This is a genomic window from Terrabacter ginsenosidimutans, assembly GCF_039539425.1.
Taxonomy (GTDB): Bacteria; Actinomycetota; Actinomycetes; order Actinomycetales; family Dermatophilaceae; genus Terrabacter; species Terrabacter ginsenosidimutans.
Genome location: NZ_BAABDC010000002.1, coordinates 373,230 through 391,576, shown reverse-complemented (window position 1 = coordinate 391,576; position 18,347 = coordinate 373,230). Strand labels below are relative to the sequence as shown.

Annotated in this window: 21 protein-coding genes; 8 read left to right on the top strand and 13 right to left on the bottom strand. The window is 72.4% G+C overall.

Translation table 11 applies throughout. The features are described 5' to 3' along the window. Nucleotides 1–9 precede the first annotated feature (9 nt). Nucleotides 10–342: a hypothetical protein gene (locus ABD831_RS07815; protein ID WP_142177329.1), complete on the top strand. Its 333-nt coding sequence runs from the start codon at nucleotides 10–12 to the stop codon at nucleotides 340–342. A 45-nt stretch (nucleotides 343–387) separates the two neighbouring features. Here the strand turns inward: ABD831_RS07815 and mutM are convergent, their stop codons facing one another. The 8 genes from mutM to ABD831_RS07775 form a co-directional block, all read right to left on the bottom strand. Continuing rightward, nucleotides 388–1,248 carry a bifunctional DNA-formamidopyrimidine glycosylase/DNA-(apurinic or apyrimidinic site) lyase gene (gene mutM / locus ABD831_RS07810; RefSeq protein ID WP_344943996.1) on the bottom strand — a complete coding sequence of 287 codons (861 nt, stop codon included), beginning with the start codon at nucleotides 1,246–1,248 and terminating at the stop codon, nucleotides 388–390. A 39-nt stretch (nucleotides 1,249–1,287) separates the two neighbouring features. Then, nucleotides 1,288–2,115, bottom strand: a complete 828-nt coding sequence (gene rnc / locus ABD831_RS07805; RefSeq protein ID WP_344943993.1) for a ribonuclease III — start codon at nucleotides 2,113–2,115, stop codon at nucleotides 1,288–1,290. A 19-nt stretch (nucleotides 2,116–2,134) separates the two neighbouring features. Then, entirely contained in the window at nucleotides 2,135–2,329 is a 195-nt protein-coding gene (rpmF, locus tag ABD831_RS07800) for a 50S ribosomal protein L32 (RefSeq protein ID WP_344943990.1), read from the bottom strand. Nucleotide 2,330: 1 nt separating this feature from the next. After that, entirely contained in the window at nucleotides 2,331–2,906 is a 576-nt protein-coding gene (locus tag ABD831_RS07795) for a YceD family protein (protein ID WP_142177327.1), read from the bottom strand. An 89-nt stretch (nucleotides 2,907–2,995) separates the two neighbouring features. Further along, a complete protein-coding gene (gene coaD, locus ABD831_RS07790) occupies nucleotides 2,996–3,496 on the bottom strand; it encodes a pantetheine-phosphate adenylyltransferase (protein WP_142177326.1) in 501 nt (166 codons plus the stop codon). Between the two features lie 94 nt (nucleotides 3,497–3,590). Beyond that, on the bottom strand, nucleotides 3,591–4,172 hold the full coding sequence (gene rsmD / locus ABD831_RS07785; RefSeq protein WP_344943985.1) for a 16S rRNA (guanine(966)-N(2))-methyltransferase RsmD: 582 nt from the start codon (nucleotides 4,170–4,172) through the stop codon (nucleotides 3,591–3,593). Nucleotide 4,173: 1 nt separating this feature from the next. Beyond that, the gene (locus tag ABD831_RS07780) at nucleotides 4,174–6,435 is read right to left on the bottom strand and encodes an ATP-dependent DNA helicase RecG (protein ID WP_344943982.1); all 2,262 of its coding nucleotides are present in this window, start codon (nucleotides 6,433–6,435) and stop codon (nucleotides 4,174–4,176) included. Nucleotide 6,436: 1 nt separating this feature from the next. Further along, on the bottom strand, nucleotides 6,437–8,200 hold the full coding sequence (locus ABD831_RS07775; RefSeq protein WP_344943980.1) for a DAK2 domain-containing protein: 1,764 nt from the start codon (nucleotides 8,198–8,200) through the stop codon (nucleotides 6,437–6,439). Nucleotides 8,201–8,344: 144 nt separating this feature from the next. Between ABD831_RS07775 and ABD831_RS07770 the strand changes: the two genes are divergently transcribed. Beyond that, entirely contained in the window at nucleotides 8,345–9,130 is a 786-nt protein-coding gene (locus ABD831_RS07770) for a fructosamine kinase family protein (RefSeq protein WP_344943978.1), read from the top strand. 196 nt (nucleotides 9,131–9,326) lie between these two features. After that, on the top strand, nucleotides 9,327–9,515 hold the full coding sequence (gene rpmB, locus ABD831_RS07765; RefSeq protein WP_020142801.1) for a 50S ribosomal protein L28: 189 nt from the start codon (nucleotides 9,327–9,329) through the stop codon (nucleotides 9,513–9,515). Between the two features lie 93 nt (nucleotides 9,516–9,608). Here the strand turns inward: rpmB and thiL are convergent, their stop codons facing one another. Beyond that, a complete protein-coding gene (gene thiL, locus ABD831_RS07760; protein WP_344945365.1) occupies nucleotides 9,609–10,577 on the bottom strand; it encodes a thiamine-phosphate kinase in 969 nt (322 codons plus the stop codon). 217 nt (nucleotides 10,578–10,794) lie between these two features. Between thiL and ABD831_RS07755 the strand changes: the two genes are divergently transcribed. Continuing rightward, nucleotides 10,795–11,028: an Lrp/AsnC ligand binding domain-containing protein gene (locus ABD831_RS07755; protein WP_142177321.1), complete on the top strand. Its 234-nt coding sequence runs from the start codon at nucleotides 10,795–10,797 to the stop codon at nucleotides 11,026–11,028. A 61-nt stretch (nucleotides 11,029–11,089) separates the two neighbouring features. Further along, nucleotides 11,090–11,485 (top strand): hypothetical protein, encoded by a 396-nt coding sequence (locus tag ABD831_RS07750; RefSeq protein WP_344943974.1) that lies wholly within the window; start codon nucleotides 11,090–11,092, stop codon nucleotides 11,483–11,485. Nucleotides 11,486–11,515: 30 nt separating this feature from the next. Here the strand turns inward: ABD831_RS07750 and ABD831_RS07745 are convergent, their stop codons facing one another. Beyond that, nucleotides 11,516–12,655: a D-alanine--D-alanine ligase family protein gene (locus tag ABD831_RS07745; RefSeq protein ID WP_344943971.1), complete on the bottom strand. Its 1,140-nt coding sequence runs from the start codon at nucleotides 12,653–12,655 to the stop codon at nucleotides 11,516–11,518. A 76-nt stretch (nucleotides 12,656–12,731) separates the two neighbouring features. On the opposite strand from ABD831_RS07745, the gene ABD831_RS07740 reads away from it, so the two are divergent. Beyond that, nucleotides 12,732–13,790: a trans-sulfuration enzyme family protein gene (locus ABD831_RS07740; RefSeq protein WP_425582806.1), complete on the top strand. Its 1,059-nt coding sequence runs from the start codon at nucleotides 12,732–12,734 to the stop codon at nucleotides 13,788–13,790. Between the two features lie 99 nt (nucleotides 13,791–13,889). Next, entirely contained in the window at nucleotides 13,890–14,495 is a 606-nt protein-coding gene (locus ABD831_RS07735) for a phosphatase PAP2 family protein (protein ID WP_344943965.1), read from the top strand. A gap of 60 nt (nucleotides 14,496–14,555) precedes the next feature. Here the strand turns inward: ABD831_RS07735 and ABD831_RS07730 are convergent, their stop codons facing one another. Both ABD831_RS07730 and ABD831_RS07725 read right to left on the bottom strand, forming a co-directional pair. Further along, nucleotides 14,556–15,557 (bottom strand): NAD(P)H-dependent glycerol-3-phosphate dehydrogenase, encoded by a 1,002-nt coding sequence (locus ABD831_RS07730; protein ID WP_344943962.1) that lies wholly within the window; start codon nucleotides 15,555–15,557, stop codon nucleotides 14,556–14,558. Then, nucleotides 15,554–16,354: a lysophospholipid acyltransferase family protein gene (locus ABD831_RS07725; protein ID WP_344943959.1), complete on the bottom strand. Its 801-nt coding sequence runs from the start codon at nucleotides 16,352–16,354 to the stop codon at nucleotides 15,554–15,556. Before ABD831_RS07725 ends, ABD831_RS07730 begins: the two co-directional genes overlap by 4 nt. Before the next feature lie 114 nt (nucleotides 16,355–16,468). On the opposite strand from ABD831_RS07725, the gene cofC reads away from it, so the two are divergent. After that, nucleotides 16,469–17,338: a 2-phospho-L-lactate guanylyltransferase gene (gene cofC, locus ABD831_RS07720; protein WP_344943956.1), complete on the top strand. Its 870-nt coding sequence runs from the start codon at nucleotides 16,469–16,471 to the stop codon at nucleotides 17,336–17,338. An 88-nt stretch (nucleotides 17,339–17,426) separates the two neighbouring features. Here cofC and ABD831_RS07715 read toward each other — a convergent pair whose 3' ends face one another. Beyond that, complete coding sequence (locus ABD831_RS07715) at nucleotides 17,427–18,200, bottom strand: HU family DNA-binding protein (protein WP_344943953.1); 774 nt, start codon at nucleotides 18,198–18,200, stop codon at nucleotides 17,427–17,429. Nucleotides 18,201–18,347: the final 147 nt, after the last annotated feature.

Sequence of the window (18,347 nt, the reverse complement as noted above, 5' to 3'; positions counted from 1 at the left end):
AGCCTCGACATGAGTGACCAACACAGGCTCGACGCCCCTGACCCCGACGAGAAGCGGGGCCCCAAGCACACTGCGGGCGCCTTCGACATCCGCAACTTCATCGGTGCCCTGCTGGGCCTCTACGGCCTGATCCTGCTCGGCATGGGGATCTTCGGGGACCAGTCGCTGCAGAAGACCGGCGGCGTCAACGCCAACCTGTGGGCCGGCATCGTCCTGCTCCTCATCAGTGCCTTCTTCTTCGTCTGGGCTCGGATCAAGCCGATCGTCGTGCCGGAGCACGTCGAGCCGGCCGACGACGACCCGACCCGTCCGGCGCCGAAGCGGCGCCCGTCCGGTCACTGACAGCCGGCCACGCCCGCGTCGCGGCCCCGTCCACCTCCCTGACGGTCAGGACGGGCTGCGGCGTCGCGGGCGTGGCTGGCAGACAGGGCACGAGAACGACGAGCGGTTCATGAACTGCTCGCGGCGCATGATCGTGCCGCACCGGTCGCACGGCGTCCCCGCCCGGCCGTAGGCGTGGAGCGAGCGGTCGAAGTAGCCGCTGGCCCCGTTGACGTTGACGTAGAGCGCGTCGAAGCTCGTGCCGCCCTGGCCCAGGGCCTCGGCCATGACCTCGCGCGCATGGTCGAGGACGCGCGACAGCGTGGGCTTCGTCAGCGACGAGCAGAGCCGCTCGCCGTGAACCTCCGCACGCCAGAGGGCCTCGTCGGCATAGATGTTGCCGATCCCCGAGACGAGGGACTGGTCGAGCAGGGCGCGCTTGACGGCGCTGTCGCGCTGCTTCATGCGCCGCACCACCGCGGCCTGGTCGTAGACCGGCTCGAAGGGGTCGGGCGCGATGTGCGCGACCGACTCCGGGATGCCGTCCGGGCGCAGCGGGGACAGGGCCAGGCCGCCGAAGGTGCGCTGGTCGACGAAGCGCAGCTGGGGACCACCGTCGGCGAAGTCGAACCGCGCGTGGCAGTGCTTCTCCAACGGTGCGTCGGCAGGCTCGACGAGCATCTGCCCGCTCATCCCGAGATGGACGATGAGGGCGTCCTCGCCGTCGAGGGCGAGCCAGAGGTACTTGCCACGCCGGGACGCCGCGGTGACCGTCACGTCGTGCAGCCGGGCCGCGAGGTCGTCGGGGCCGGCGTCATGACGGCGCGCCACCCGGACGCCGGTGATCCGGGTGCGGGTGACGTGACGCCCCACGACATGGTCCTCGAGGCCGCGACGCACGACCTCGACCTCGGGCAGCTCGGGCACGTTGGGTCAGGCTCGTTTCAGGCTCGGGTCGGGCTCGGCTCAGGCCCGGGACGGACCCGGGGCACCGCCGGTCGGGCCGGCCACGGTGTCCAGGGGGTCCACGGTCTCGGCCGACGGCACGGCTCCCACCGGCCTGCGGCGCACGTCCAGGGTGTGCCAGGCCTCCTTGGCGGCCTTCTGCTCGGCCTCCTTCTTCGACCGGCCGTGGCCCTCTCCGAGAACCTCCTCGCCGACGACGACGCGGGCGTGGAACTCCTTCTCGTGGTCGGGTCCCTGCTCGCTGACCCGGTACTCGGGCGAGCCGAGGGCCGAACCGGCGGCCATCTCCTGAAGGCTGGTCTTCCAGTCGAGCCCGGCACCGAGCGTGGCGGCCTCCTCGATGAGGGGGTCGAAGTGGTGGTGCACGAAGCGCCCGGCGAAGTCGATGTCGGTCGAGAGGAACACCGTGCCGATGAGGGCTTCGAGGGTGTCCGCCAGGATCGAGGCCTTGTCGCGGCCGCCCGTGGCCTCCTCGCCCTTGCCGAGCATGACGTACTGCCCGAGGTCGAAGGTGCGGGCGACGTCGGCGAGGGCTCGCATGTTGACGACGGCCGCGCGCAGCTTGGCCAGCTGCCCCTCGGCCAGGTCGGGGTGCTCGCGGTAGAGCGAGTCGGTGACGACGAGACCCAGCACGGAGTCACCGAGGAACTCGAGACGCTCGTTGTTGGGCAGGCCGCCGTTCTCGTAGGCGTACGACCGGTGCGTCAGGGCACGCAGCAGCAGCGGCTCGTCGATGTCCTGGCCGACCACCTCGTGGAGGTGGGCGATCAGAGCATCGACGGGCCGCTGCGGCACCGCCGGAACACCCCCAGCGCCAAGGTCGCTCATGGGGCTGCTCACGGTGTGATCAGGCCTGGTGCTCGGTGCGCTCGGCAACGGCGTAGTGACGGCCCTTGTACGTGCCGCACGACGGGCACGCGATGTGCGGCTGGGTCGACGCACCGCACTGGGGGCACGTGGTCAGCGTCGTCGGCGTTGCCTTCCAGTTCGCGCGACGCGAACGGGTGTTGGAGCGCGACATCTTCCGCTTCGGGACAGCCACGTCAGTTCCTCTTCTCTTGCGGGTCGTCGCTCAGCAGTCCGCTGAGGGACGACCACCTCGGGTCGATCACTTCATGATGATGGTCCGGGTCCTCCGCGAGGTGCATCCCACACTCGGAACACAACCCCGGGCAGTCAGGCCGGCACACCGGTTGGAACGGCAGCGTCGGCACGACAGCGTCCCGGAGCACGGGCTCGAGGTCGATGAGGTCACCGACCAGCTCGTGCACCTCGTCCTCGTCCGAGTCGGCTCCCACCTCGTGGTGGTGCGCCGCCCGGTCGGCGTAGGCGTAGAGCTCCTGGAAGGGCCCCTCGACATCGAGCTCGAGAGGATCCAGGCACCGCACGCACACGCCGGTCGCCGTGCCGCTGACCGAACCCGTCACGAGGACACCTTCGACGACGGACTCGAGTCGCACCTCGACCTGGACCGGATGGCCGGCTGGGATCGAGATGACGTCGGTTCCGAGGTCGTCGGGCAACGTCACCGTGCGCGAGAGCTCGAGCATCGTGCCCGGTCGCCGAACCAGCTCCCTGGTGTCGAGCACCAGAGAAGAACGGGGATCAGGACGGTCCATGGCTCCTGCGCACAGTAGAGGATTCGGTCCGCGCCAAGACGGACGTGGACCGACCTCCAAGGCTACTAGAGGGGCGCCGTGCGCCCAAATCAGGCGAGACGGTCGGTCCGGCGCTCCTGCAGCGCTGCCAGGACGGGGTCGGGGACGAGTCCGCTGACGTCGCCGCCGTAGCGCACGACCTCCTTGATGAGCGAGCTCGACACGTGCTGCAACGTCGGGTCGGCGGCGATGAAGAGCGTCTCGACGCCCGTGAGGTGATGGTTCATGTGTGCCATGGGCAGCTCGTAGGCGAAGTCGGTGCCACCGCGCAGCCCCTTGACCATCGTCGCCGCACCGACCTCGCGACAGACGTCGACGACCAGCGTGGCGGCCCAGGCGCCGATGCGGACGTTGGGCAGGTGCCCGACGGACTGCTCGATCAGGGCCGTGCGCTCGTCGACGCTGAACGTGCCCTGCTTGCTCGGGTTGTGCAGGATCGCGATGACGACCTCGTCGAACAACCTGCTGGCCCGGGTCACCACGTCGACGTGACCGTTGGTGATCGGGTCGTAGGAGCCGGGGCAGACACAGCGGCGCGCTTCGCTCGTCACGCGCCCAACCTACCGTCCGGCCCGCACGAGGGGCTGACGCCACGACGCCGGGCACGACGCCGGGCACGATGCCGGGCACGACGTAGGCACGACGTCAGGCCACGACCTCGCGCGGTGGGGGCTCGGCGAACCACATCGCCGTCTCGCCGTAGCGCTTCTCCCCCGACAGCTCGAGCCCCTCGGGCCAGGTGGGCTGCGGTGAGCGGCTCGAGCGTTCGACGACGACGAACGCGTCGGGCGCGAGCCACTCCCGCTCGACGAGGGCCCCGAGCACGGCGGCGAGAGCGTCCTCGGACACGTCGTAGGGCGGGTCGACCAGAACGAGGTCCATGCGGACGCCCGCAGGTGGCCCCGCAGCCAGGGCGCGCTCGACGGTGTCGGCGATGACGCGGACGCCGGGGTGTCCCACGACCCCGACGTTGCCGCGGATGACCTTGGCCGCCGCCTTGTGCGACTCGACGAGCAGCACGAGCGCGGCTCCCCGGCTCGCGGCCTCGAGGCCCAGGGCCCCGGAGCCCGCGTAGAGGTCGAGGACGTGGGCCCCATCGAGCAGACCGCGGTGCTCGAGGCGGCTGAAGAGCGCCTCCCTCACCCGGTCCGAGGTGGGTCGGGTCGATGAGCCCGAAGGGGTCTGGAGGCGCCGCCCACCGGCCGCCCCGCTGATGATGCGTGTCATCTCATCCTCGCTCGAGCCATACGGCCTGCTCCTCGTCGAGGCGCATCGCCACCGCCGCGGCGAGGGCCGGGTGCTCGCGCAGTCCCGGGTCGCGGTCCACGAGGGCGAACGCGTCCTCCCGGGCGTCGGCGATGATCTGCTCGTCCTCGACGCGGCCGAGGCGCAGGTGCCGGACGGAGTTTCCACGGCCGCTCTGCCGCGCCCCGAGCACGTCTCCTTCGCGGCGCAGCAGCAGGTCGGCGCGGGCGAGCTCGAACCCGTCGGTCGTCGCGGCCACCTGGTCGAGCCGCTCGGCGGCGCGCTCCCCCGCACCCTGGGTCATGAGCAGGCAGAGCCCGGGCACCGCGCCTCGGCCGACCCGGCCGCGGAGCTGGTGCAGCTGGGAGATACCGAAACGGTCCGCGTCGACGACGACCATGACGGAGGCGTTCGGCACGTCGACCCCGACCTCGATCACGGTCGTCGCCACGAGCACGTCGATCTCCCCTGCGGCGAAGGCGCGCATCGTGGCGTCCTTGGCGTCCGCGTCGAGCCGTCCGTGCAGCACGTCGATGCGCACCCCGTCGAGGGCCGGGGTGGCGCGCAGCGTGCTGAGCATCGCGTAGACGCCGGTGAGCTCCTTCGCGGGCGCGTCCTGCCCACCGTCAGGCCCCTCGCCGTCATCACCCTCCCAGTGCGCGTCCCAGCCGGCGTCCTCGTCGGACGTGTCCCGTGAGACGGCCGGCCCCGATCCGGGTTCGTCGTCGACGTCGCCGATCCGGGGGCACACGACGTAGGCCTGGTGTCCCTTGGCGACCTCCTCGGCCACGCGCTGCCAGGTCCTGTCGACCCAGCCGGGCTTGTCGGCGTCGACGACATGGGTCGCGATGGGCGACCGCCCGCGCGGCAGCTCGCGCAGCGTCGAGGTCTCCATGTCGCCGAAGACCGTCATCGCCACGGTGCGCGGGATGGGCGTCGCGGTCATGACGAGCACGTGAGGCGGACGGATCCCTTTCTCGCGCAACGCGTCTCGCTGCTCCACCCCGAAACGGTGCTGCTCGTCGACGACGACGAGGGCGAGGTCGGCGAACTGGACGTGCTTCTGGATGAGGGCATGCGTGCCCACGACGATGCCCGCCTCGCCCGAGGCCGCGTCGAGCAGGGAACGGCGACGCGTGCCGGCGGTCTGGCTGCCGGTGAGCAGCGCCACGGTCGTGCCGAACTCCGAGCCTCCGAGCATGCCGCCCTGCGCGAGGTCGCCGAGCATCGCCGTGATCGACCTGTGGTGCTGCGCCGCCAGCACCTCGGTGGGTGCGAGCAGGGCGGCCTGACCGCCCGCGTCGATGGCGGCGAGCATGGCCCGCAGGGCGACGACGGTCTTGCCCGAGCCGACCTCCCCCTGGAGCAGCCGGTGCATCGGGCGCTCGGACGCCAGCTCGGACGTGAGCACCTCACCGATCTCGCGCTGGCCCGCCGTGAGCTTGAAGGGCAGCCGCGCGTCGAACGCCGCCAGCAGGCCGCCCGGCCGTGGGGGCCGCGGCGTCGCGAGCTCGGACTCGGCGGCCTTGCGACGCTGGGCGAGGATCGTCTGGAGCACGAAGGCCTCGTCGAACTTGAGCCGGTCCAGGCCCCGGGTCGGCTGGTCGTCCACGGCCGGGCGGTGGACCAGCTCGAGCGCGACGGCGCGGTCGACGAGACCGCGCGCCACGCGTACGTCCTCGGGCACGGGCTCGCGGATGCGGTCGACGGTGTCGAGGGCGGTGTGGACGAGCTTGCGCAGGCGCAACGAGTTGAGTTTGCCCGTCGTGGAGTAGACCGGCACCCGGTGCGTCCGGTACCACTCGACGGCCGCCTCACCGGCCTCCTCGTCGTCGAAGAGCTCGTACTCCGGGTGCGTCAGCTGCAGGCGCCGGCCGTAGGCCCCGATCTGCCCGACGAAGAAGCCCCGCACCCCCGGCTTCAGCTTGCCCTCGTGGCCGTAGGCGCTGAAGAAGGTGACGTCGAGCTCGTTGCCGAGGTCGTCGCCGATGACGACGGTGAGCATCTTGCCGCGGCGGTTGCGCATCGACCGCGTCGTCGCGGTCTTCACCTCCGCCACGACGAGGACGTCCTCACCGACGTGCAACGAGGAGAGGTCGGTCAGCTGACCGGGCCGCACGTAGCGCCGCGGCACGAACTCGAAGAGGTCGGCGACACTGAGCAGGCCCTTGGTACGCGCGAGCTGCTCGGCCTCGTTCTTCTTGACCAGCTTGGTCAGGGGCGAGTCCTCGGTGAGCACCGGCACGTCACTCCACCCCCAGCAGCACGGGATAGACGGCCTGCCCACCGTCGATGAGCGACACCTCGATGCCGTGCTGCTCGCGGCGGGCCTCGTCGGCGACGGCCTGGAGCAGACCCTCCGGTGCGTCGACGCCCCCGACGACGGTGACGAGCTCACCACCGCTGGCCAGCAGTCGCCGGACGACCTCTCGGGTCACCACGAGCTGGTCGGACCCGACGATGACGACGTCGCCGTCGACGACGCCGAGCACGTCGCCCGCCTCGCACCGGCCCCCGCTCGTGAGGGCGGCCCGGTTGGCGACGGTGACCGCGCCGTGCCGGGTGGCCGACGCGGCGGCCTGCATCGCGAGCACGTTGGCCGAGGCCGGTGCCGAGGGCTCGAAGACGGCGAGCGCCGCGATGCCCTGGACAGCCGTGCGGACATGGACGAGGTGCGCCTCGATGCCGTCGTCGGCGACCGCGCGCACCGCTGCCGCTGCAGCGAGCAGCGTGTCGCCGTCGTTGGGCAGCACGACGACCCCCGACGCCCCACGGGCGTGCTGTTCGCGGATCGCGCCGATGAGACCGCCGGTGGAGGCCCTCCGGCCGGGACCGGAGCGCACGACCACGGCGCCGGCGTCCTCGAAGAGGCCCTCGAGACCGACGCCCGCGGCACACGCGACGATGGCGGCTCCGGAGCGGGGAGTCGTGTCGTGCCCCTGGGGCCGATCGAACCGGTTGCCGGCGTCATGACCGTCGGTGAGGCGCGAGATGCGGACGCGGTGCGGTCGACCCGCCTCGATGCCGGCCTCGACCGCCGCGCCGGCGTCGTCGACGTGCGCATGGACGTTCCACTCCCCGTCCCCTCCGACGACGAGCACCGAGTCGCCGAGCTCGACGAGTCTCGCCCGCAGTGTCTCGACCGCGGCGTCGTCGGAGTCGGCGAGGAGGTACATCACCTCGAACTCCGGGATGCCCTCGGCCTCGACGTGGCCACGTCGGGCGGCGCCGAAGGCCGCGCTCGACGGGTCGGCACGACGCCGGGACCGGCGGTCGGAGGCGTCGGCACCCGAGCGGGCCCGCTGTCCGGCGCACACCCGTTCGAGACACTCGAGGAGCACGACGAGGCCCGCACCACCGGCGTCGACGACTCCGGCCCGGGCCAGGACCTCGAGCTGCTCGGGAGTGCGGGCGAGCGCCTCGCGCGCGGCCTCGACCGCCGCGAGCGCGACGGAGTGCACGCCCACCGTGGCATCGTCCTCGACGGCGTCGGCAGCGCGGTCGGCCGTGTCGGCGGCGCGCTCGGCCGCGTCGGCAGCGGCGCGCTCGGCGGCCTCGGCCATCGCGCTCGCGACGGTGAGGATGGTCCCCTCCTTGGGGTCCGTCACGGCCTGGCGCGCACGCACCTCGGCCTGTCGCAGCCCGACGGCCAGGGCGCGCCCGTCGATCAGGACGGAACCAGCACACCCCTCGGCCAGACCGCGAGCCAGCTGGCTGAGGATGACGCCGGAGTTGCCGCGGGCGGTCCAGAGCAGGTGCTTGGCGAAGACCGACAGGAGGGCGTCGGCGCTCGTGACGTCTGTGGTGGCGAGAGTGCGCTCGACCGCCCCGTCGAAGGTGAGGTAGAGGTTGGTGCCGGTGTCGCCGTCGGGCACCGGGAAGACGTTGAGGGCATCGATCTCGGCACGTCGGGCGGCGAAGAGCGAGCGCGTCAGCACCGCCCACCGTCGGACTGCGACGAGGTCGAGCAGGGTGAGGGGCCCGTCGGGCGGCGGCGCGGCGCCGGGCATCGGACCTCCTGCTCATCGTGCGTGACCTGGCGTCCGGACTTCGCTCCGGACATCGGACGGGTGGCGGGCTCGCCGATCCCGGCAGGCTAGCGCCTCACCCGGACGGTCGCATGCGCCGCTCCGTCCCGAAGGGAGGCGGCTAACGTGGTCGCCGTGTCGAGCGCCTCCCCCGCCCACCACCGCAAGTCGTGGTCCGCTGCTCCCACCGGCTTCTTCGAGGTGGAGGCGGCAGGCCTGCGCTGGCTCGCGGAGGCCCTGCCGCACGGTGGCGCCCTCGTCGTCGACGTGCGCGACGTCGGCGCCCATCACATCGACCTGGCCCGTCTGCGACCCGCGTCCCCGACGGCCGAGGCAGCTGAGGCGCTCGGGCGGGGGCTCGCTGTCACGCACGGCATGGGCGCATCGGCCTTCGGGTCTCCCCCGGCGGGCTGGAGCGGTGACGCCTGGATCGGTCGGCAGCCGCAGAGCAACGACCCCACCGCGTCCTGGGGACTCTTCTACGCGGAGCAGCGGGTGCGCCCGTTCGTGCGGCGCGCCGTCGACCGCGGACACCTCGACGTCGCGGGGGCGGCCGTCGTCGACCGCGTGTGCGACCGTCTGGCGGCCGGGGACTTCGACGACGAGAGGCCACCCGCCAGGATCCACGGGGACCTGTGGTCGGGCAACGTCGTCTTCACCGCCGACGGCGCCGTCCTCATCGACCCGGCCGCCCATGGCGGCCACGGTCTCACCGACCTCGCGATGCTCGCCCTCTTCGGCTGTCCCGGCCTCGACCGCATCAGCGCCGCCTACCAGGAGGCCGCGGGACTCGCGTCCGGCTGGCGTGGTCTCGTCGAGCTGCACCAGCTGCACCCCCTCGCCGTGCACGCGTCGTCGCACGGCCCTGCGTATGCCGTCCAGCTCGTCGCAGTCGCCCGACCGTTCACGTGAGGTGAGGTGAGCGCGGGGAGACGGGTCGGAGGGCCTGCGCCCGCCCGCGACGCCGTTTTGTCGTCCGAGCGACTCGTCGGCTACTCTTTACCGGTTCCCCCCGTGCACTGCGGGGTGACGCGCGCCCTCGTGTGCGTCGACCCGATCCGGTGGTGGAGCTCAGCATTTCGTCAACATCGAACTTCAGGAGATACCCGTGGCTGCCAACTGCGACGTCTGCGGCAAGGGACCGAGCTTCGGTCACAACATCTCGCACTCGCACCGCCGCACCAAGCGCCGCTGGAACCCCAACATCCAGCGCGTTCGGACGCTGGTGGACGGTGTGACGCCGAAGCGACTCAACGTCTGCACCTCCTGCCTCAAGGCAGGCAAGGTCGTTCGCTGAACGTCCCTCACCAACGTTGAGAGGCCGGTCCCCGCAAGGGGGCCGGCCTCTCTCGTGTCCGGCTCCCTCCCGGTCCGACGCGCGACCGATCGGTCAGACGGTGCGGAAGTGGTCCCACCCGGTGTGGGCGACGGCGCGGCCCGCGACGACGATGCCCGCCGCCTCGCCGTCCGACGGCGCCCGGACAGACCCGATCACCCGCCAGCCCTCCGGAAGGGCACCGGCGGGGAAGGTCGCGAGCAGCGAGTGCTCCTCGCCGCCGGCGAGGACGCAGTCGAGGGCCGCCTCACTCCCGAGCGCCCCGGTGAGCGCGGCGACGTCGCCCGCGAGCGCCTGCGGGTCGAGGTCGATGACGACGCGGCTCGCGCGGGCGATGCGACCACCGTCGCGCAGCAGGCCGTCGCTCAGGTCGAGCATGGCGGTGGCGCCGGCGGCGGCCGCCTCGGGCCCCGCAGCGAGCGGTGGCTGGGGACGGCGCTGGCGCTCGACCGCGACCGGGAGCCGGTCGACGGCGTCGGCCTGCAGCAGTCTCAGGCCCGCGTCGGCGAGACCGAGCGAGCCGTGGACGGCCAGGACGTCGCCCGCCCGAGCGCCCGAGCGCAGCACCGGCTCGCCGTCGAGGTGGCCGAGGGCGGTGACCGAGACCATGACGACGCCGGGCGGCGCCGACGACAGGTCACCACCGAGCACCGCCACGCCGGCGTCGAGACACGCCTCGGCCAGTCCGCGCACGTGGTCGAGCACCCACTCGAGCGACAGCTCGGGGTCGGCGACGAGCGTGACGAGCACCCCGGTGGGCCGGCCGCCCATCGCGGCCACGTCGGCAAGGTTCTGCGCCACGACCTTGTGGCCGATGTCGGCGCCGGACGACCAGGCGTCAAGCCAGTCGCGACCGAGGACGACGGTGTCGGTGGTGGCGACGAGAGGCCCCGAGACGCGCAGCACCGCGGCGTCGTCACCGGGCGCGACGACGAGGTCGTCGCTCGACGGGAAGCCGGGCAGGATGCGTCCCAGCAGCTCGTCCTCGTCGAGCGAGCGCAGTGGCGTGCCGCCCGTCATCATCGGCCCTCGCTCGAGCCGCTGGACGTTCGGCACGGATCACACACCCTCTCGGTGGACGGCCCGCGGAGGGCCCGGTTTCCATGGGACGTGGAGCCCCATGGCAAGGTAGCGTCAGGGCACGGTCGCAGTCACACTGAGGCCTGCCGTTCAGACCGGTCGTGCCGGCGCACCGCGCCTCGCCCGACCGACCAACGATCGACACACAGTGAGGTGACACGTGGTCCAGGCGTACATCCTGATTCAGACCGAGGTCGGCAAGGCCGCGACCGTGGCGGAGGCGATCGCGGGGATCTCGGGCGTGACGCTCGCCGAGGACGTCACCGGCCCCTACGACGTCATCGCCCGCGTGGAGGCCTCCAACGTCGACGACCTCGGTCGTCTCGTCATCGCCAAGCTCCAGGACGTCCCGGGCATCACCCGGACCCTGACCTGCACGGTCGTCCACGTCTGAGGCCAGCCCCCTGACCGGACGCACGTACCTCACGACGGCGGCGCTCATCGGCGCCGCCGTCGTGCTGTCCGCGTGCAGCCGTGCCCCCGAGGTGGCCCTCGCGCCCCAGGCGGCGGCGCCCGCCTGCGCGGCGGTGCCGTGGCCCTCGGACGTCAGCGGGCATCCCAAGGTGGCCACCCAGCCCGAAGGCCCGTCGGTCGCGGCCTGGGGCGACCCTGCCATCATCGCCAGGTGCGGGCTGGACCCGCTCGCGCCGACGACCCGGGACTGCGTCACCGTCGACGGCGTCGACTGGGTGGTGCGCCCGCTCAGTGACGGGTCGGCGGCCACGACCTACGGCCGCGACCCGGCCATCGAGGTCCTGGCCCCCGGGGCCTACGGCGCGGTGCCGTTGCTGCTGCCGGCATTCACCGCGGTCGCCAGGTCCCTGCCCGAGAACGGCCGGCACTGCTCCTGAGGGCGTATGCCGTGTGGCGCGCCCTCGCCCTCAGCGCAGCCCGGTGCGGCGCTCGAGGGCGAGGGAGATGAGCTCGTCGATGAGGTCGGGGTACTCCAGGCCCGAGGCGGACCACATCCGTGGGTACATCGAGTGCGGGGTGAACCCCGGCATCGTGTTGATCTCGTTGACGACGACTCGGCGGTCGTCGGTGTAGAAGCAGTCGACCCGCGCCAGCCCCTCGCAGCCGAGCGACTCGAAGGCCTCGGCGGCCAGGCGGCGGACCTCCTTGGAGACCTCCTCCGGCACGTCGGCCGGGCAGCTCAGGTCGACGTCGGCCTCGGCGAGGTACTTCGCCTCGAAGTCGTAGAAGGTGTGGTTGTCGTGGATGGCGATCTCGCCGACCTCCGAGGTGCGCGGCCCGGACGTGCCGTGGCCCTCGAGCACCGCGCACTCGATCTCGCGTCCGGCGATGCCCTCCTCGACGAGCACCTTCGGGTCGTGCTCGCGGGCGACCTCGATGGCGGCCTCGAGGTCGGCGGGGTCGTCGACGCGGGTGATCCCCATCGACGAGCCGGCCCGGGCCGGCTTGACGAAGAGGGGGTAGTGCAGGCCGGCGCATGCGTCCATGGCGGCGGAGCGGTCCGTGCGCCACGCGCGGTCGGTGATGACGGCATACGGCCCGACGGGCAGCCCGTGCCCCGCGAAGACGAGCTTCATGTAGTGCTTGTCCATGCCCGCCGCGGACGCGAGGACACCCGAACCGACGTAGCGGACGTCGGAGAGCTCGAGGAAGCCCTGCAGGGTGCCGTCCTCACCGAACGGGCCGTGCAGCAGCGGGAAGACGACGTCGACCTGGCCGAGCTCCTGCGGGGGGCGGCCGCTCTCGAGGACGGTGAGGGAGTTCTCGCGCGTCGACAGCGGCAGGACGACGTGGGCGGCGCTCGCCTCGACCTCCGGGGTGCGCCCGGCGGTCAGCTCGAAACGGCTCGGGTCGTCCGCGGCGAGGACCCACTGGCCGTCGCGCGAGATGCCGATCGGAACGATCTCGTACTTGCTCCGGTCGATGGCGCGCAGCACGCCGGCCGCCGTGGCGCAGGAGACGGCGTGCTCGGAGGAGCGACCTCCGAAGACGATGGCGACGCGGGGGCGGCGGCTCGGCTGGTCGGGCTGGGGCTGGTCCGTGGTCATCAGACGAGACTCTATCCCGCCCCGTGGGGGCCGCTCGTACGCTGGCGCCGTGGTCAGGCAAGAGGATGCGCAGCAGATGCAGGTGGAGACGTTCCTCGTGGCGTCCGGTCGCCCGGAGCGCTCCCCCGGCGCGTCCGTGAACGTGCCCGTGGAGCTCACCTCCACGTATGCCGCCGACGGAGCGGTGAACTACGCCCGGTCGGGCAACCCGACCTGGAACGCCTTCGAGGAGGCCCTCGGCGGCCTCGAGGGCGGTCGCGCGCTCGTGCACGCCTCCGGCATGGGCGCCATCTCGGCGGCGCTGTCGCTCGTGCCTGCAGGCGGCACGGTCGTCGCGCCCGACACGACCTACAACGGCACCGCTGACCTGCTCTCGGCCCACGAGGCGGCCGGCGGGACCGTCGTCCGCGTGCACGCCACGGACACGGCGGGCTTCGTCGCCGCCCTCGAGTCGGCCGACCTGCTGTGGCTGGAGTCCCCGACCAACCCGCTCATGGACGTCACCGAGCTCGACGTCGTGCTCGCGCGATCGCGTGAGCTCGGGGTGACGAGCGTCGTCGACAACACGCTGTCCACCCCCCTGCTGTGCCGTCCGCTGACCCTCGGCGCCGACGTCGTCGTGCACTCCGTGACGAAGTACCTCTCGGGCCACAGCGACGTCGTGCTCGGGGCGACCGTCGTCGGCGACACCGAGCGGGGTCGCGAGCTGGGCGAGCGGCTCCGTCGCCACCGCACCCTGCACGGGGCCATCGCCGGGCCCATGGAGGTCTACCTCGCCCTCCGCGGCCTGCGCACGCTGTCGGTGCGCTTCGAGCGGGCGAGCGCGAGCGCTGCCGAGCTCGCCCGGCGCCTGGGCGGGCACCCGTCCGTCGCGCGCGTGCGCTACCCCGGCGCGGGCGCCATCCTGTCCATCGACGTCGCGGGTGACCTCGACGCGGCGGAGCGGGTCTGCGCCGCGGCGCGCCTGTGGCTGCACTCGACGAGCCTGGGCGGCGTGGAGTCGCAGATCGAACGGCGCCGGCGTCACCCCTCGGAGTCCCAGCAGGTGCCGGTCAGCCTGCTGCGCCTCTCGGTCGGCATCGAGCACGTCGACGACCTGTGGGCCGACCTCGACCGGGCGCTCGGGTCCGTCTGAGCCCCGGCTCTGAGATTCCGCTCAGAATCGTCCGGGAGGGTGGCCACTCGCCGCAGGTGACCTGCGACCGCCGCCGCCTCCCCACCTGAAGGACCTCTCGTGAGCAGCCTGCTCGACCTCAGCACCACCCTTTTCCTGCGCGTCAACGACTTCGCCCGCACCTCCACCTGGCTGCACGCACCGGCCGTGGCCTACGCGAAGTACGGCCTCGTCGTGTTCGCAGCGCTGCTGGTCGTGGGCGTCTGGCGCCGACGGAGCTCGGGTGACCGGGAGCTCGCGGCCGCGCTCTGGGCGGGACTCGGGACGCTGCTCGCCGTCGCGGTCAACCAGCCGGTTGCCGCCCTCGTCGCCGAGGCCCGGCCGTATGCCGCCCATCCCTCGGTCCTCGTCCTCGTCGACCGGTCCACGGACTGGTCGTTCCCCTCAGACCACTCGGTCATGGCGGGAGCGGCCGCCATGGGGCTCTTCCTCGTGTCCCGGCGTCTGGGCGCCGTCGCCGCCGTCGCCGCCGTGCTCATGGCGGCAGTGCGGGTCTACGTCGGCGCGCACTACCCCCTCGACGTCATGGCCGGGCTGGCGCTCGGTGCGGTGGTCTCGGCCCTCGGGTGGCTCCTCCTGCGCCGACCGCTCGCCTGGCTCGTGCACCACGGGCGCTCGCTGCCCGTCGTCGACCGCGTGCTCGCGCCCGCAGCGGCGGAGGCCTGAGAACGAGGGCCCGCACGGGGCGGCCGCCGCCGCGCCCGACGGGGCGGACGGCATACGCCCTCAGTGCTTCTCGGCCTTGAGGTCACGCGACATGAGCCGCGGCCCGACCTCGCTCGCGGGGTGCCCGTCGCGGATGACGGCCACCACCTGCTCGCAGATCGGCATGTCGACGTCGTGCTGCTGGGCGAGGGTGAGAATGGACTCGCACGACTTCACGCCCTCGGTCGTCGTGCGCAGCTCGGCCGTCGCCTCGGCGACGGTCATGCCGCGCCCGAGCCGCACCCCGAAGCTGTGGTTGCGCGACAGCGGGGACATGCAGGTGGCGATGAGGTCACCGACACCGGCCAGACCCATGAACGTCTGTGGGTGCGCGCCGAGCGCGAGACCCAGGCGCGTGGTCTCGGCCAGCCCGCGGGTGATGATGGTGGCCTTGGTGTTGTCTCCGAAACCCATGCCCTCGGCCATTCCGGAGGCCAGCGCCACGACGTTCTTGGTCGCCCCGCACACCTCCGCCCCGGTGACGTCGGTGTCGGTGTAGGGGCGGAACCAGCGTGTGGCGCAGGCGGCCGCCACGCGCTCCGCCGTGGCCATGTCGCGGCACGCGACGACTCCGGCGGCCGGCTGGCGGAGGGCGATCTCCGGCGCGAGGTTGGGCCCGGAGACGACGACGACGCGGTCGTCGTCGATGCGCCCGGCCTCGGCGATGACCTCGCTCATGCGCATCGTCGTGCCGAGCTCCACGCCCTTCATCAGCGAGACGACCGGCACCCCAGCGGGGATGGCGTCACCCCACTGGGTCAGGTTGTCTCGCAGGGTCTGCGAGGGCACGGCGAGGACGACGACGTCGGCCCGCTGGAGCGCCTCGCCGGGGTCCACGGTGGCGCGGACCCGGGGCGGCAGCTCGAGCTCCGGGAGGTAGGCCTCGTTGCGGCCCGCGTTGATGGACTCGGCGACCTCCGCGCGACGGGCCCACATGGTCACGTCACAGCCGGCGTCGGCCAGGATCATGGAGAACGCCGTGCCCCAGTTGCCGCTCCCCAGGACCGCGACCTGCGTCGTCACGACGCGTCCCCGTCGGTGTCGGTCGACGGCTTGCGCCGCCCGATCTCGTGGTGCTTCAACGGGTTGCCGATCTCGGGGACGCCGTGGGTGCGTGGGTCGAACCGCTCGGTGGGCCGCTTCTCGCCACGCAGCACCTCGAGCAGCTCGGTGATGCGGTCCATGAGCCGATCCGTCGCCTCGCGGAGGAGCTTGGTGTCGATGGGACGCCCGTAGAGGTCCGAGAGGTCGACGGGCGGACCGGCATACATCATCATCGTCTTGCGCGGGAACAGCGAGGGCCGGTGCCCGTACGGGGACAGGATCTCCTGGGCACCCCACTGCGCGACCGGGATCAGCGGGCACCGCGTCTCGAGGGCGACGCGCGCGGCGCCCGTCTTGCCACGCATCGGCCACAGGTCGGGGTCGCGCGTGATCGTGCCCTCCGGGAAGATGCCCAGCGCCTTGCCGGCCCGCACGCCCTCGACCGCGGCGCGGTAGGAGTCGGTCGCCGCGGCGGAGTTGCGGTAGACCGGGATCTGGCCGCACTTCCTGAGCAGCCAGCCGACGACCGGGATCGCGAAGAGGCTGTCCTTGCCGAGGAAGTACGCCTCGCGGCCGCTGTCGAACATGAAGTGCGCGAAGACGATCGGGTCGACGTAGGAGATGTGGTTGGTCGAGACGACGAAGCCGCCCTCGGCCGGGATGTTCTCGAGACCGCGCCAGTCGCGCTTCGTCACGCTCATCAGCAGGGGCCGGAGCACGAACGCCACTGACCGGTAGGCCAGGGGCAGCCGCCTCTTGCGTGCGCCGGCAGTCACGTTGTCACGTCCTCCTCGTCGTGCACACGCCGGTCGACGTGGCTGGGCTTCATCTTGTCCACCTCGCGGCGCGGTGTCGAGCAGCAGGGCGGCGAGTGGGACGATATCTCCAGCATGACGACCTCCTCACACGCGCACCTCACGGACGCCCGGTTCCCCCGCTGGCACGTCGTCGTCCCCGTCAAGGACACGAGACACGGCAAGTCACGCCTGGCGCGCGCGGTCGGCTCGGACCGCGCCGCCCTGAGCTCCGCCATCGCCACCGACACGCTCTCGGCAGCGCTCGAGGCGGTCGGGCCCGAGCGCCTCGTCCTCGTCACGAGTGACGACGGCCTGTCCGGCACCTGGCGGGCCCAGGGTGTGCGTGTCGTCCCCGACCCCGGCACCGGCCTCAACGACGCCATCAGCGCAGGTATGCGTGGGGCAGGGCCGGGTGCGCACGTGGCGGCGCTTCTCGGCGACCTCCCGGCGCTCGACGGCCCTTCGCTGCTCGGTGCCCTCGAGGCCGCCGGCCGGCAGGACGAGTCGTTCGTGCCCGACGCGGACGGGACGGGAACGGTGCTGCGCTGCGGTCGCGGCTTCACGCCCCGCTTCGGCGCCGCCAGCGCGTCGCGTCACGAGGCCGACGGGGCCGTGCGCCTCGACCTGCTGCTCCCCCGCCTGCGCACCGACGTCGACGACGCACGGAGCCTGTCGCAGGCGCGGGGTCTGGGGCTCGGGCCCGCGACGCGAGCCGTGCTGCGCCAGCGTGCATCTGGTTGGATCAGGAGCATGCAGGCCACCGTCCATCGCTTCGACCCCGAGACCCACACCGGGAGCGTGCTGCGCGACGACGGCGTCGAGCTGGCGTTCGAGGCGTCGGCCTTCGACTCGAGCGGCCTGCGGCTGCTGCGCCTCGGCCAGCGGCTGACGGTCGAGGTGGTCGACGACCTCGTGGTCGCGCTGCGCATCGTGGGGATCGGTCCGGGGCAGCCCATCCGCTGACCGTCCCCGACACGCACGTGGGCCCGGCCGTCGCCGGCCGGACCCACGTCGCACGAGCGGCTGCCCCGTGCCGGGCGCCGCCCTCGCGTCACCTGGAGGCGGTCTTCTTCGTCGCGGCCTTGCGGGCCGTCGTCTTCTTCGCGGCGGTCGTCCTGGTGGCGGCGACCCTGGTCGTCGTCTTCTTCGCCGCAGCCTTGGCCGGAGCGGCCTTCGTCGCCGTGGCGCGCTTGGCCGGAGCAGCCTTCGTCGCCGCCCTGGTCGTCGTCGTCGTCTTCTTCGCCGCAGCCTTGGCCGGAGCGGCCTTGGTCGCCGTGGCGCGCTTGGCCGGAGCAGCCTTCGTCGCCGTCGTCTTCTTCGCCGCAGCCTTGGCCGGAGCAGCCTTGGTCGCCGTGGCGCGCTTGGCCGGAGCGGCCTTCGTCGCCGCAGCCTTGGAGGTGGCCGTCGTCCGCTTCGCGGCCGTCTTGGCGGGAGCCGCCTTGGTGGTGGTGGTGGCAGCCCGCTTCGCCGTCGCCTTCTTGGCCGGCGCCGCGACGGCCGAGGAGCCGGCGGAGGCGCGGGAGGCGGCCGACTCGGTCTTCGAGAGCTTCTTGGACCCGGACACGACCTCCTTGAAGTTCGTGCCGGAGCGGAACTTCGGGACGCGGGTCTTCTTGATCTTCACCGTGGCCCCGGTCTTCGGGTTGCGGCCGGTGCGCGCGGCCCGGTCGGCCCGCTCGAACGTGCCGAAGCCAGTGATGCCGACCTTGCCCCCTCGCGCGACCTCGCGGATGACGACGTCGAGGAATGCCTCGAGCGCGTCGGAGGCGACCTTCTTGCTGCCGAGCTTGACTTCGAGCGCGTCGATCAGTTCTGCCTTGTTCACGTCTTCCCCTCCAGAGGACTGTCGGTGTCACGTGACCCGACGATGTGAGTCCGGAACCGGTCCGGCTACCTCCTGACGTTAGGCCGCCTCGGAGGACACGTCCATCACCTCTCGGTGGGTTTTTCGTTGTGTCGCAAGGACTTTGAC